Here is a 14,244-nt window from a genome sequence, read left to right on the forward strand (position 1 = left end):
CAATTAAGCGTCAGCCTCTGACTTCTTGTGTACATGTAATAATTCATGATTATCCTTTAATAAATCTTCAAACAAGGACATCACCAAAGGATTTTTTTCTGAACTCTTAATATGGGATGTTCTGTCAAGTTTATAAAGCCCTTTAGCTCTTTCCTTTCTCATAGCTGTATCCATAGGAACTGGCTGTCCTCCACCTGCTATACAGCCGCCTGGACAGGCCATTACTTCAACAAAATCGTAATACCTTTCTCCTGCTTTTATTTGATTTATTAAATCATTTGCAACTTTCAGGCCATGAACTATGGCAACTTTAACCTCTTTTCCATCTACATCAAAACTTGCTTCCTTTAAATTCTCCATTCCTCTAACATCGCTAAATAACAAATCCTTTGCAAAGTGGTCAGGTTTATCTTTCAATAGTCTAGTAACTACAGCTTCAGTTACTCCACCAGTAGCACCAAATATTATACCAGACCCACTGGCTAAACCAAAAGGCATATCAAAGGATTCTTCCTCTAATTGTTCAAATATAATTCCTGCTTCTTTAATAAGAAGTGCCAATTCTTGAGTAGTGATTACTATGTCTACATCTTTAACACCGTTATATTCAAATTCTTCCCTAGCTGCCTCCGCTTTTTTTGCAGTACAAGGCATTACTGAAATTAATATAGTTTCTTTATCTTCTTCTTTATCTATTTTCTTATAATATTCCTTTATAACTGCCCCAAACATTTGCTGAGGAGATTTACACGTGGAAATATTATCTACCATATCTGGGAATTTGTTTTCTGCAAATTTAACCCATCCTGGACAACAGGAAGTAAATAGTGGTAGGTTTTCTCCTTTAGTTAGTCTTTCTACAAATTCTTTGCTTTCTTCTATTACTGTCATATCTGCAGCAAATGCCGTATCATAAACTTCATGGATTCCAAGGGTTTTAAGAGCTGCAACTATTTTACCTATAGTAATTTCTCCAGGCTCCAATCCAAATTCTTCACCTAAGGCTACTCTTACTGCTGGTGCTACTTGAGCTATTACTCTCTTTCTCTTGTTATGAATTGCTTCCCACACTTTATGATTTTCCTTCTTAATTATAATGGCTCCTGTAGGACAAACTGCTCTACATTGTCCACAATTTATACAGTTTACTTCAGCAATATCCCTATCAAAAGCAGCAGATACTGTCATACTTGAACCTCTATGAGCAAAACTTAGAGCACCTACTCCTTGAACTTCTTCACATACTCTTACACAGTCTCCACATAATATACATTTATTTGGATTTCTTACTATACTTAAACTAGACTTATCTATTGGCAGACTTTTCTCTATTTCATCAAATCTAATATCCTTTATACCAAATCTAACAGCTAATTCTTGAAGTTGACATTTACCAGTTCTATCACAGGCAGTACAATCTCTATCATGGTTTGCCAGTATCATTTCAAGTATATTTTTTCTATATTTTTGTACCTTTGGAGTATTTGTAAATACTTCCATACCATCCTTTGGTAATTGAGAACATGATGCAAAAGTATTTCCCCATTTATCTTCCACCATACACATTCTACAAGCACCATAAATACTTAATTCTGAATGGTAACAAAATGTAGGTAAACTTATACCAGCTTTTCTAACTACTTCTAATATATTTTTCTCTCCATCAAAATCTATTTTTCTACCATCTATAATCATTGTACCTTTCATGCCTAAGCCTCCCTTATAGCTGCGAATGCACAGGATTCTATACAAGCACCGCATTTAATACATTTATTTTGATCAATTTCAAATGGTTCCTTTATTTTTCCACTAATTGCACCTACAGGACAAATTCTGCTACACTTACTACATCCTTTGCAAAGCTCAGAGCTAATTTCTATTACCTTTAATCCTTGGCAAGTCTTTGTAGAACATCTCTTATTTTCTACATGGTCTAAATATTCGTCTTTAAAATATTTTAAGGAACTGACTACAGGATTTGCCGCAGTTTTACCTAATCCACAAAGAGCAGTATTGGTTATGGTATCTGCCATCTCCTCAAGTAAGTCTAAATCTTCTACTGTTCCTTGTCCAGATACTATTTTTTCTAAAATATTTAACATAATCTTAGTTCCTTCTCTACAAGGAACACATTTTCCACAGGATTCATTTTGGGTAAAGTTCATAAAGAATCTGGCTACTTCTACCATACAAGTATCTTCATCCATTATTACCATTCCACCAGAGCCAATCATAGCACCAGCATCTGTTAAGGAGTCAAAATCCAGGGACATATCTAAATGTTCTTCCGTTAAACATCCACCTGATGGTCCTCCTATTTGAACTGCCTTAAATCCTTTATTATCTTTAATTCCTCCACCTATATTGAATATAATCTCCCTAAGAGTTGTTCCCATAGGCACTTCTATTAATCCAGTATTATTCACATTTCCAGTCAGTGCAAACGCCTTTGTTCCTGGACTTCCCTTTGTTCCATAGGATTTATACCATTCTGCGCCATTCATAATTATATGTCTAACATTGGCAAAAGTCTCCACATTATTAAGGACAGTAGGTTTTCTCCAAAGTCCCTCTTCTACAGTTCTCTTTGCCTTTACTCTAGGCATTCCTCTTTCCCCTTCAATAGATGCAATAAGGGCACTACCTTCACCACATACAAAGGCTCCAGCTCCTTGATTTACATGAAGTTCAAAGTTTAAACTTGTACCTAAAATGTTTTTTCCTAGTAATCCGATTTTTCTTGCTTGTTCTATAGCTTTGTTCAGCCTAGCAACTGCCAAAGGATATTCTGCTCTAACATAAATATATCCTTCTGATGCTCCAGTAGCATAGGCAGCAATAGCCATACCTTCAATAATATTGTGAGGATCCCCTTCCATTAAAGACCTATCCATAAACGCACCTGGATCTCCTTCATCACCGTTACATACTACATACTTCATATCACTATCATAGGATAAAACTTGCAGCCACTTCTTTCCAGCAGGATAGCCTCCGCCCCCTCTTCCACGTAAGTTTGCATCAGATATTTCTTTACAAACTTCCTCTGGCGTCATAGTATCTAAAGCTTTAGCTAATGCTTGGTATCCACCATAAGCAATATATTCTTCAATAGACTCTGCATCTATATGTCCGCAATGTTCCAATACAACTCTAGTTTGGGATTTATAGAAAGGTATTTCTTCCTGTTGGTGATAGACTTTATTATCTTTACTGTACATAAGTCTTTCAATCGGTTTTCCCTCTACTAAAGTAGTATTTACAATTTCCTCACAATCCTCTAATCCAACCTTTAAATATAGAAATTTATCTGGTTCAATTCTAACTAATGGACCTGCCTCACAAAACCCATGACATCCAGACTTTTTTATTCCTACGCCCTCATTTTCTTCATATAATTCCACATCTGCCAATATACCTTTTTCTTCTATTAGTCTTTTTATCTCAGCATAAATCTCTAATGAACCACCTGCTACACAGCCTGTCCCTCCACAAACTAGGACTTGCTTATATTGTTTATCTAAAGAATTCTTAAATGCCTTAGATACATCCATAAGTTCTTGAATACTAGCTATTGTCATCTATATTTCCTCCCTTAATTTATTTAAGAGTTCCACTGTAGATTCAGGAGTCATTTTGCCATAAACCTTTTCATTGATATTTAGTACTGGTGCTAAACCACAAGCTCCAAGACATGATACTGTTTCAACAGTGAACATCAAATCATCTGTAGTTTGTTTATCTTTACTAAGACCTAGCTCCTTGTGCAACGCATTAAGTATAGGTATAGACTTTCTAACATGACATGCTGTACCATCACAAATCTTAATAACATATTTTCCTTTTGGTTCCAATGAAAAGTTCTCATAAAATGTGGCAATACCATAAATTTTAGAGGGAGTAATATCCATCTTATTTGCTATGTACTCCAACACTTCTTCAGGCAAGTACCTATAATTTCCTTGAATTTCTTGTAAAATAGTAATTATTGAAGATTGGTTACTTCCATGTTTCATTACAACTTCATCAATGGTATCTTTCATCTCCAAAGTAAGCATAATTTAACCTCCTAATTATTTTTATATATTTTGTTAATTATTTAACCTTGATTTTTAGAAATCCCTTATAAAAGTGTTCTTATTTACATTGGATATTTACTCCGATCATCAATTATAATCTTGATTAGAATGCTAGAATTTTCAAAAAGAATAGAATTATCAAACCTGCTTGTTTCAATATATTGAAGAATTTATTAAATCTTAATAATGTAATTTTATCAAAATTATTATTTTAGTCAATACATATTATTATAATTTTTTCGACTATTTTAACTCTTTTAATAAAATACTTTTTATATATAATTAATTAATATTAAATATTTTTATACTAATATTGTTTATTTCTTAACATTGCTTTTACTTTGATTTTACTAAAGTTAAAGGGTAAAAGTTTTTATCAATCTTTTACCCTTTTTAAGTTAAACTTTATTTATTCTATAAATGGATTTTCAAAAACATTATCATATGGTGATTTCTTAGCAAAATCTTTTGCTTCTTTTTCAGCTTTCTCTATTGGCAACATTGTTCCTGGTCCTCCTACACAACCTCCTGGGCATGCCATTCCCTCCAATAGGTAGCCATTGAATTTTCCTGCCTTTGCCATGGCTAACATCTTACGGCATTCTGATAGTCCGTTGGCATTATGAGTTAGGGCATTTACATCTGGATGTGCTTTTTCTATACTTGCCTTCACTGATGCTGCAACTCCTGATGCAAAAGCAAAGTTTCTTCCTTTTGTTGATGCATCTGCAACAATTTCATCTTCTTCAATTTCAGCAACGTCAATATTGGCTGCTACAAATATTGCTGCAAGTTCTTCATAGGTAAGTACAAAATCAACATATGGTCGAACCTCATCCTCCATTGCTTCAATTTTCTTTGAGATACATGGGCCTATAAATACTATCTTGCCACTTGGACTTCTTCTCTTAATCGCCTTAGCAGTCTCTACCATAGGTGTATTAGATGAAGATATATATTGGTATAAATCAGGGAAAAATTTCTTAGCCGTCATAGTCCAAGACGGACAGCAAGATGTCCCTAAAAATGGTTGTTTTTCTGGTACAAGTTGTGGAAACATTTCAGCCTCATGTTTAGCAGCAACGTCTGCTCCTAATGCCACCTCTATAATTTCTGTAAACCCTAAGTTCTTTGCTGCTTTTACTATTTTACCAGGCGTTGCAAAAGGTCCAAATTGACCTACAAAAGAAGGTGCTATTATTGCGTGAACTTCTTCTCCCCTTTTAATAGCAAGAACCAATTGAAATATATCTGTTTTATCTGTAATTGCCGCAAAAGGACAATTTACTATACACATACCACAACTTACACATTTATCATAATTTATCTTTGCTCTGCCCAATTCATCAGATTCTATGGCATCTACTCCACATGCAGCTTTACAAGGTCTTTCTAATTTCATAATAGCATGATATTGACAAGCCTTAGCACATTTTCCACAATCTATACATTTATCTTTATCTATTATAGCTCTATCCTTTCCCATGGAAATAGCATTCACAGGACATACTATTATACAAGGATGGGCAATACACTTTCTGCAATTATCAGTAACAAAATGTTTAGAGCTTTCGCATGCAGTACAAGCAAATGGAATCACATTAACTAATGGTTCTTTGATTATACTATGGGTCACTACTGCTTCATCTACTACCTTAGATAGACGACCATTATCCACATTTACTTTTCTATCTAAACCTAGTCCAAGCCTAGTTCTAGCTGCAACAATAGCTCTTTCATGAAAAATACTTCCCCTGTATAAAGGTACTTCACCACTAATTACCTTATATGGTATATCGTCTACTTCTAATGGATCTCTTCCTTCCCAAGCTATCTTTGCGATTTCTGTAAATACTTGTCTTCTTATATATGTAATGGGAGTAAAGATGCCTCTCATCATTTTACCACCTCAAGAATTTCTGACATAACTATTTCTGCACTGGCATTTGTAATTATCTTGCCATTTAGTTCAACTACAGGTGCTTTATTATTCTCACAATACTTTAAACATTTTACTGCTTCAATTTCAATTTGATCTGGATATTCTGATTGTAATCTTTCAAGATTTTCTTCTAAATTTAAATTCCCCATCATTGTACAATGAGTCCCCATACAAATCTTTACCTTGACTTCCATTTTACCACTTCCTTCCTATGTATTTGCTATGACTTTAGCATGTTCAAAATACAGAATAATATTAAATATCTTATATATTCTCAGCATCATTTTGAAAATATAACTTATTTATTATTATGATTAGATAATACCATTCTTTAAATCCTTCATCAATAGTTTTAATAATTATATATTATTTTTGTAACTTGTTTGTTACCTAAAGCCTATTGTTCAAGTGTATAATATAAATATTGAAAGGAGAATATTGTATGTGGAAAAAGTCTATAAAATTCATAATATCCATCCTATGTCTAACTATTTTTACTATAGCTTGTTCTAAAAATGAAAGTTTTCCAACTACATTAAATTTAGAGCAGTCAATTAAGGAAATTATCATATCCAAAGGCTCTAATTATGACTTTTTAAAGGATGCGTCCTATATAGAACATATGTATAAATTTAGTTCTGAACTTACTGAAAGTAAATCTCCCATTTATGCACTAGGCAATCTTAGTGAAGATAATATTCCTGAACTGGCTATATTTAATAAAAGAGATCCTAATAATGTAAATGATGAAGGAAGTTTAGAAATTTACAAATTTAATGGTGAAAAATATGTTTCCATAGATAAGGTTTCAATGAATTATGATAATGATAACTATCAAATTGTAATAGGAAAAATATCTGAAAATCAAAATGGATTACTTTTAAACAATCAAGTTGGTGCTCATTCAGGATTAACCTATGGGTTTGTATTAGAAGATGAAAAATTAAAAAACATACTTAATGATAAAAAATTATCTTTAATATCTATATATACTAATAACCAGATTAAAGACATAGATAACGATGGTATACTTGAATTTAGCATATATACTGTGGATCCGGAAACAGAAGATTCCTCCTCTGTTGACTCTGATAAAATGACTCTCTGGTATAAATGGGATGGTAGCGACAGTGCTGATTTAGTTAAAATAGAAAGAAAAGATTATTCTAAGGACGACTCCAATATAGAAGTATTTAATGAAGCCAAAACTTTAATAGAAAATGATTTTTCTGAAAGCTTAAAATATATGGATGAGCATAAAAGTCAACTATCTAAATTTCACAATACTGAGCTTTTAATAAATTATATTGAACATCTAGAAGAAATGTCCTACGATGCAGGAATTGAAATAGAAAATCTATTTATCAAATATCAAAATAATGAAAACTTTGATTATTTATTTAAAAAATATGGTTTATCCATGGAAAAACTAAATAGTCTAGAATACTTGAATCGTGAAAAAGTACTAAAAGACGAAGAAGAATTAAAAAAGCATCTAGTGGAGCATATTAATTTAGGATATAAATTAGTGACTTCTGAAGGGATATATTATTATCAAGTTGATAACCAAAAACTTGTAACTATATTTGAAGAAAATATAACTAATGAATATAGTGATTATCTAAAGATATTAGCATTAGAAACTAATGAACCTTTTATGAATGATGGAAGTCTAGTAATAACCATGGATAAATTAGCAGAAAGAATACTTTTAGTTGAAAGTTTTAAAATGATCTATCCTTATTCAAATTTTTTACCAAAGATAAATGAAATCTATAATTGGTATATGCAAACTTATTTTTTTGGAGATAATCATGATCCAAACTTCGATATAGGAACATTTGTAATGAAAGAAAAAGTCATAAATGAATTTGAAAAGACCATAGAAAAATACGAATATACTAATTTTGCAAATATAATACAAGGTTTTGTAAATGATTTGAAAGCAAATAATAATATAATTAATGATGAAATCAGAAACAAATTAAATGACAGGTTAAATTAGTAACAAAACTCCTCTCTCATAATAGTATGTATTAATTCATATAATTATTGAGGGGGGATTTTTTTGCTGGCAAGAAAAGAATTTATTCAAGCTTCATTAGAAACAAATTTGTTTTTCCAAAGAATCATGAAGGAACATTTAGCTTTAATAGAAGTAAATCTTCCATCTGTCAATGCTTCTTATATTACTGAATCCAACTTACTTAAATCTTCTTTTGAAGACCTTTTATGAGAAACAATTATATTTGGAAACTGTGCCATAAGAGAAAGCGTATTAAAATCAAATGAATTAGTCACCAACTATACACTTAGAGCAGAAGAAATAACGTCTACACTAACTGGATTAAAAATAAATACTAATATTACTGAAGCTGAATTAGATTTAAGGTCAGATCCCGATTTTGACTATACAGAATGGTTAGAAGAAAAGGTGCAAAATATTAATTGCAGATCCTTAAATCTTCTAGAAGAAGTAATAAAATTTAAAGAAAAACTCTTAGATTTATTTTTAAATTGCAAAATATTTATGACAATGTATCCCCATATGTTACATCATCTTATTGATGAAGCAAAGCTCTATAAAGACCTACTATTATGCCTAATAGAAAAAACATTGCCTAATAAACCCATATGCGATGAACTTAGATTTTGGAATCATATAATGGAAGACCACGGAGAATTCATAGATGGAATGTTGGACCCTACTGAAAAAGATTTAAAACGTAGAGCTGAAGAATTTGTTAAAAAGTTTGAAGAATTAGTAAAGGAATCTATTAAATGTCATGAAAAACAATTAGCTGAAAAGAGTTTAATTACTACTAAAGAATTTAGAGATTTTAAAGTATCTGCTGTAGAAGGATTGTTGAATTGTAAGATAAAATCAATTATTCCACCATTATTAGGTGACCATATTTTAAGAGAAGCAAATCACTATATTAGAATATTGAAGGAAATGAAAATCTGATGTAATCCATCAGATTTTCTTATGATTATTCTATCTTTCTATAAAGAGTAGCCATACTTATACCTAGCTGTTTAGCCACCTCTGTCTTTCCCTCTAAACTATTTCCATAGCGATTTAGATAATTTTCTATAATAGTTTTTTCATAAATCTTAGTCATTTCAGCCAATGTTTTACTATCCTGTTTGTCTTTAGAATCTATTTTCTTTCTTATATTTTTTACACCTACAATACTATCTTCTTCAAAAATAGTAGCATATTCTATAAGATTTTTTAGCTCCCTAATATTCCCTGGATAGGAGTATCCTAATAGATACTTTTCACATTCTGCCGAAAACCCAAGTAAATCCTTTTTATATATTTTAGAAAAATGATTTAGAAAGTATCTGGAGAGCATTATAATATCATATCCTCGTTCCCTCAAGGGTGGTATATAAATAGGAACTACATTTAATCTATATAATAAATCCTCTCTAAAACACCCTTCTCTTACCATCTTATGCAAATCTCTATGAGTGGCAGAAATAACTCTAGGGTTAACTTTAATAGACTTATGTCCTCCTACTTTGGTTATTTCCTTTTCTTCAAGAGCACGTAGGATTTTTACCTGCATAGAATATGGTAAATCTCCTATTTCATCTAAAAATAATGTTCCTTCTTTTGCTATTTCAAACTTACCTATTTTCCCAGTAGTATTTGCACCAGTAAAAGATCCTTTCTCATATCCAAACAATTCAGATTCTATTAGATTTTCTGGAATTGCTCCGCAATTAATAGCCATAAAAACATCTTCCCTACGATGACTAGCTGTATGTATTGCCCTTGCAAATATTTCTTTACCAGTACCTGTTTCTCCTATTAATAACACAGATACATCCTTTTCAGCAACCTGAATAGCTTGTCGCTTGGCATTTATAAGAAGTTCACTTTCTCCGATTATATTATCAAAGGTAGTTATATGTTTGTTTAAATCAGACTTTAAAACAGATTCCTTCATCTTATTAAAATCAGAAAACACTAAAATTATCCCTTGCTTACTTCCCCCAATTTTTATTATATTTGAGTTAATAATAAATTCATATTCCCCGATTTTAACAGGTCCAACTTCTCCATAGAAATGTTTTTTATCTAATTCTTCTAAACTCTTTTTTGGTATTATCTCCTCAATATCTAAAATAAGATTTATATCTAAATCAAGTCTTTCATTGATATAGTTATTTTTTGTCATTATTTTCATATTATTATCCAATATAATTATCCCCTCATTTAAGGAATTAATCAATGTAACCAACTCAGTTGAACGATACTCTAATAATTCTCCAAATCGCTTCTCACTTAAAATAGTACAAATAATATTACTTAGTTGATTTTCAAATTTTATATAACTATCCTTATTGTTTATAATATTATCTCTTGCCTTTTCATTGAAAGCACACATCCCAAGTACCCCTATGATTTTTCCATTAAAATGTATAGGAATACATAGTTCTGCCAATTCATTACAGCTGTCTTTGTTAAAGCAGTTTAAACAGAGAGGATCATTTATAGTATCAGTAATCAGGTATTGTTTTCCCGTCATTAAACTTTTGTGAAAAACTGAATTCACAGGGGCTTTATTTCTAAAAACCTTATTTATATTATTTGTAGCCACAATTCGATTTAGATTTTCATCTACTATTGTAATATCTATATTGGTTACAGAATACATAGCATCAATAATATGCTTGAGCTCAGGAGCTATACTTTTTAAAAGATTCATTTTATCATCCTTTATTTAAAACTTTGATTACAAATAAGTTTATCATATAAATATATCATAATCAATAAATATACCCACTTTTATTATCATTTTTGAGAATAATTATTCAAAATTGATAAATTCATATATACCATGAAATATCAATGAAAAATTAATTGTTACTTCAATAGGTTTATCATATTTGAGAAAGATTTATTTATTTATATGGACTTAATATATATCTAATATTTGAATTTAACCATTTTGTTTAATATTTAACTATTTTTCCTTTATTGGCATAGTACTTGCTTAATTAATAGTCGAAAGGAGAAGGATGTTATGATAAATAATAATCTTTTAATTGAAATATTAAAGGATCAAGTAAAACCAGCTCTTGGGTGTACAGAGCCTGGAGCTGTGGCATATGCCGTTGCTCGTGCTAAAGAAATACTTGATTCCAATGTTGAAAATCTAATTATTGGCGTTAATAGTAATATATTAAAAAATGGATTAGGTGTGGGCATACCCGGCACTAATGAGCGTGGAATTATATTTGCTGCTGCCCTTTCCTTAGTTATAGGGAAATCTGAATATGGCTTGGAAGTTCTTAAAGATGTAAAAAAAGAAAGTATAAAAGAAGCCTTAGACATTGTAAACTCTAAGATTATTACTTTAGAATTAAACAAAGAGGCAGAAGGACTTTATATTTCTGTAGAAGCTTTTAGTAAAAATAATACATCAAAAGTTATAATTAAAAATTCCCATACAAATATAGTATTTGAAAGTAAAAATGATGAAGTTTTACTTAACAAGGATAATTTAAATAAAGAACAGAGTATTTCTAGTACAAGCTCAAATTATGAAATAAAATATGAAATTCAGAACTTTAATATCAAAAAGCTTATAGACTTTTCAATAAATGGAAATATTGAAGATTTATCCTTTATTCAAGATGGAATAGATATGAACCTATGCCTTGCAAAAATAGGTATTTCTGAAGATTTAGGAATGGGACTAGGTAAATACCTATATGATAATGTAATGGACGTATATACTAAAGCCAAGGCATATACCTCTGGTGCTTCAGAAGCAAGAATGTCTGGATACCCACTTCCTGTAATGAGTAGTGCTGGTTCTGGAAACCATGGACTTGTAGCAATTATTCCTTTGAGTATAATTGGAAAAGAGAAAAATATTTCAGAGGAAAAAATCATTCGTTCCATTACTCTTAGTCATTTAGTAACTATTTATGTTAAGTCCTATATAGGCTCTCTATCTCCTGTATGTGGATGTGGTGTTGCTGCTGGAGTTGGTTGTGCCGCTGGACTTACCTTCATGGGTGGTGGAAACCATGTACAAATTCAAGGTTCTATTAATAATATGATTGCTGGTATTACTGGAATGATATGTGATGGTGCAAAACTAGGCTGTTCTTATAAATTATCAATATCTGTAGATGCAGCTATTGATGCTTCTAATATGGCATTAAAGAATATCTTTATACCTATAGATAATGGAATATTAGGCGAGACAACAGAACAAACCATTAAAAATCTAGCTCATGTATCAAATACTGGTATGAATAATACTGATAATATTATATTAGATGTAATGTTAAATAAATGTTAATAAATATCCTCTAGGAAAATTCTAGAGGATATTTATTAACATACCATATAATAAAAAGTACACATTCCTGATGCTCATCTATATTATCAAGTAAAATCATATTTATATAGTTTCACTTAATTTGAATTTCTTCATTTCATTTTGCAATAACTCTGCTACATCATTTAAGCCCTTAGCCTTTTCAGAAACCATCTCTATGCTTCCTAATTGTTCATATGCCGAAGCTGAAACTTGTTCAGTACCAGCAGATGTTTCTTCGGCAGAAGCTGAAATATTTTCTATTGCAATGATTATTTGCTCTTTACGTCCATTCATCTCTCTAGAAAGGGTTTCTACATTTTTAGCAACTCCTATTATTTTATCCAAAGCTTCTTTAATAGTATTGAAAATTTCACTAGTATCTTCAGAAGATTTCACATTTTCTTTAACTATATCTAAGCTTGTTTCAATTTCGCTTACTGCATTTTTAGATATATCTTGAATAGCATCTATTTTATTCTTAATATCTCCTGTTGCCTTAGAAGTTTGTTCTGATAATTTCCTAATTTCCTCTGCCACAACTGCAAACCCTTTTCCAGCCTCCCCTGCCCTTGCAGATTCAATAGATGCGTTAAGAGCCAATAAATTTGTCTGAGTAGCAATCTCTGTAATAATGCTTACTATACTTGAAATATCGGAAGAAGTTTTATCTACTTCTTTAACAATTGTACTTACTTGCTGAGAAGACAATTTGTTTTTTTCAGACCATTCAGAAAGCTGACTAACAATAGAAACTCCTTCACTACTAAGTTTATCTATATCCTTTGTCATATTTGCAATGCTCAATGTACTATCAATTATATAGTCAATGTTCTTAGACAATTGACCTATTTGTTCAGCACCTTTTTCAGTATCGTGAGCTTGTTCTTCGGTAGCCTTTGCTATTTCACTAATTGCTGAATTAATCTCATCTGTAGTTCTAACTGTATCACCAGAAATAACTGTCAATACCCTTGCTGATTCTGTTAACTCCTCGCTGGTATCTAATATAGCATATATTACATTTTTCAAGGAGTCACGCATACTAATAATCTTCTGTGCCATTGATCCGATTTCATCACGTCTATTAGATAAAACCTCTAAATCAGGGTTTTCAGTAAAATCAAGTATAGCAGTTTGGTGAATAACTCCCTCTAATAATGTTATGGCTACAATAATACGATCAATTATAAACCACATTAAAACCCCTATTACAATAAAACTTCCACACCCTATTATAATTTGATAAAACAACACAGCAGTTGAAATAGACTTTATGCCACTTTCTGGAACACCAATATCTAAAACTCCATATAACTCTCCATTTTTATAAATAGGCTCCATTATATCATAAGTCCATATTCCTTGTGTTTCTGCATACCATCTAGTAAATTGATTTTTTCCATGTTTAGCTCCATCAATAGTGTACTCATCTTCATAAACCTTATTAAGTTTCTGTATATCACTATGAGCCACTGCTTGAACATCTTTGTCGATTACAATAGCATAGGTGACATTGTCTTGAGTTGACTTTAATTCAACAAATTTTTGTAATTCTGGAATTGGATTAGTTTCATTATTCAAAATTTCTTCTACTTGTTTTGCCATTTCAAAAACTTGTTCTTTAGCCTTTTCAATTAGTACATTTTTACTTTTTTCTTTTAGAACTAAGTTTGTAAAAACTGCACTTACGACAAAGGCTAAAAGTAGTAAACTCAGTATTACAGTAGTTAAAAGTCTTCTTATACTCTTACTCTTCATTTATTTCCCTCCTAAATATTGGTGTATAAAAATAACCTTAATGACTTTCAATTACATTATATATATCAATATATTAACAATTCACTTACTGAAATAATTAATATATTAATTT

10 protein-coding genes and 1 pseudogene are annotated in these 14,244 nt (G+C 31.0%); 4 read left to right on the forward strand and 7 right to left on the reverse strand.

Features of this window, described 5'->3' with window-relative positions; genetic code table 11:
- Positions 1-3: 3 nt before the first annotated feature.
- The 5 genes from KQI41_RS14705 to KQI41_RS14725 form a co-directional block, all read right to left on the reverse strand.
- Complete coding sequence (locus KQI41_RS14705; protein WP_216585566.1) at positions 4-1,707, reverse strand: [FeFe] hydrogenase, group A; 1,704 nt, start codon at positions 1,705-1,707, stop codon at positions 4-6.
- A 2-nt stretch (positions 1,708-1,709) separates the two neighbouring features.
- Entirely contained in the window at positions 1,710-3,581 is a 1,872-nt protein-coding gene (locus tag KQI41_RS14710; protein ID WP_216585567.1) for an NADH-quinone oxidoreductase subunit NuoF, read from the reverse strand.
- On the reverse strand, positions 3,582-4,058 hold the full coding sequence (locus KQI41_RS14715) for an NADH-quinone oxidoreductase subunit NuoE family protein (RefSeq protein WP_216585568.1): 477 nt from the start codon (positions 4,056-4,058) through the stop codon (positions 3,582-3,584). It abuts the gene before it with no gap.
- 430 nt (positions 4,059-4,488) lie between these two features.
- Entirely contained in the window at positions 4,489-5,976 is a 1,488-nt protein-coding gene (locus KQI41_RS14720; protein ID WP_216585569.1) for a 4Fe-4S dicluster domain-containing protein, read from the reverse strand.
- Positions 5,976-6,215 carry an NAD(P)H-dependent oxidoreductase subunit E gene (locus tag KQI41_RS14725; protein WP_154438819.1) on the reverse strand — a complete coding sequence of 80 codons (240 nt, stop codon included), beginning with the start codon at positions 6,213-6,215 and terminating at the stop codon, positions 5,976-5,978. Before KQI41_RS14725 ends, KQI41_RS14720 begins: the two co-directional genes overlap by 1 nt.
- 248 nt (positions 6,216-6,463) lie before the next feature.
- On the opposite strand from KQI41_RS14725, the gene KQI41_RS14730 reads away from it, so the two are divergent.
- The 3 genes and pseudogenes from KQI41_RS14730 (at position 6,464) to KQI41_RS18975 (ending at position 8,989) form a co-directional block, all read left to right on the forward strand.
- Positions 6,464-8,026, forward strand: a complete 1,563-nt coding sequence (locus tag KQI41_RS14730; protein WP_216585570.1) for a hypothetical protein — start codon at positions 6,464-6,466, stop codon at positions 8,024-8,026.
- Between the two features lie 63 nt (positions 8,027-8,089).
- Positions 8,090-8,605 (forward strand): annotated as a pseudogene (locus KQI41_RS18970) (DUF2935 domain-containing protein); the annotation flags it as partial.
- A 33-nt stretch (positions 8,606-8,638) separates the two neighbouring features.
- On the forward strand, positions 8,639-8,989 hold the full coding sequence (locus KQI41_RS18975) for a DUF2935 domain-containing protein (RefSeq protein ID WP_280634077.1): 351 nt from the start codon (positions 8,639-8,641) through the stop codon (positions 8,987-8,989).
- Positions 8,990-9,014: 25 nt separating this feature from the next.
- Here the strand turns inward: KQI41_RS18975 and KQI41_RS14745 are convergent, their stop codons facing one another.
- Complete coding sequence (locus tag KQI41_RS14745; RefSeq protein ID WP_216585572.1) at positions 9,015-10,745, reverse strand: sigma 54-interacting transcriptional regulator; 1,731 nt, start codon at positions 10,743-10,745, stop codon at positions 9,015-9,017.
- Positions 10,746-11,063: 318 nt separating this feature from the next.
- On the opposite strand from KQI41_RS14745, the gene KQI41_RS14750 reads away from it, so the two are divergent.
- On the forward strand, positions 11,064-12,353 hold the full coding sequence (locus tag KQI41_RS14750) for an L-cysteine desulfidase family protein (RefSeq protein WP_216585573.1): 1,290 nt from the start codon (positions 11,064-11,066) through the stop codon (positions 12,351-12,353).
- A gap of 102 nt (positions 12,354-12,455) precedes the next feature.
- On the opposite strand, the gene KQI41_RS14755 is transcribed toward KQI41_RS14750, so the two are convergent.
- Positions 12,456-14,132, reverse strand: coding sequence for a methyl-accepting chemotaxis protein (locus tag KQI41_RS14755; RefSeq protein ID WP_216585574.1), 1,677 nt, complete (start codon positions 14,130-14,132; stop codon positions 12,456-12,458).
- Positions 14,133-14,244: the final 112 nt, after the last annotated feature.

This window comes from Tissierella pigra (genome assembly GCF_018917845.1).
GTDB classification, from domain to species: domain Bacteria; phylum Bacillota; class Clostridia; order Tissierellales; family Tissierellaceae; genus Tissierella; species Tissierella pigra.

Bases quoted from the DNA above. Each gene is read 5' to 3' on its own strand.
- KQI41_RS14745 (WP_216585572.1), bottom strand. From the start codon at position 10,745: ATGAATCTTTTAAAAAGTATAGCTCCTGAGCTCAAGCATATTATTGAT.
- KQI41_RS14730 (WP_216585570.1), top strand. From the start codon at position 6,464: ATGTGGAAAAAGTCTATAAAATTCATAATATCCATCCTATGTCTAACT.
- KQI41_RS14715 (WP_216585568.1), bottom strand. From the start codon at position 4,058: ATGCTTACTTTGGAGATGAAAGATACCATTGATGAAGTTGTAATGAAA.
- KQI41_RS14705 (WP_216585566.1), bottom strand. From the start codon at position 1,707: ATGAAAGGTACAATGATTATAGATGGTAGAAAAATAGATTTTGATGGA.
- KQI41_RS14750 (WP_216585573.1), top strand. From the start codon at position 11,064: ATGATAAATAATAATCTTTTAATTGAAATATTAAAGGATCAAGTAAAA.
- KQI41_RS14720 (WP_216585569.1), bottom strand. From the start codon at position 5,976: ATGAGAGGCATCTTTACTCCCATTACATATATAAGAAGACAAGTATTT.
- KQI41_RS14755 (WP_216585574.1), bottom strand. From the start codon at position 14,132: ATGAAGAGTAAGAGTATAAGAAGACTTTTAACTACTGTAATACTGAGT.
- KQI41_RS14725 (WP_154438819.1), bottom strand. From the start codon at position 6,215: ATGGAAGTCAAGGTAAAGATTTGTATGGGGACTCATTGTACAATGATG.
- KQI41_RS14710 (WP_216585567.1), bottom strand. From the start codon at position 3,581: ATGACAATAGCTAGTATTCAAGAACTTATGGATGTATCTAAGGCATTT.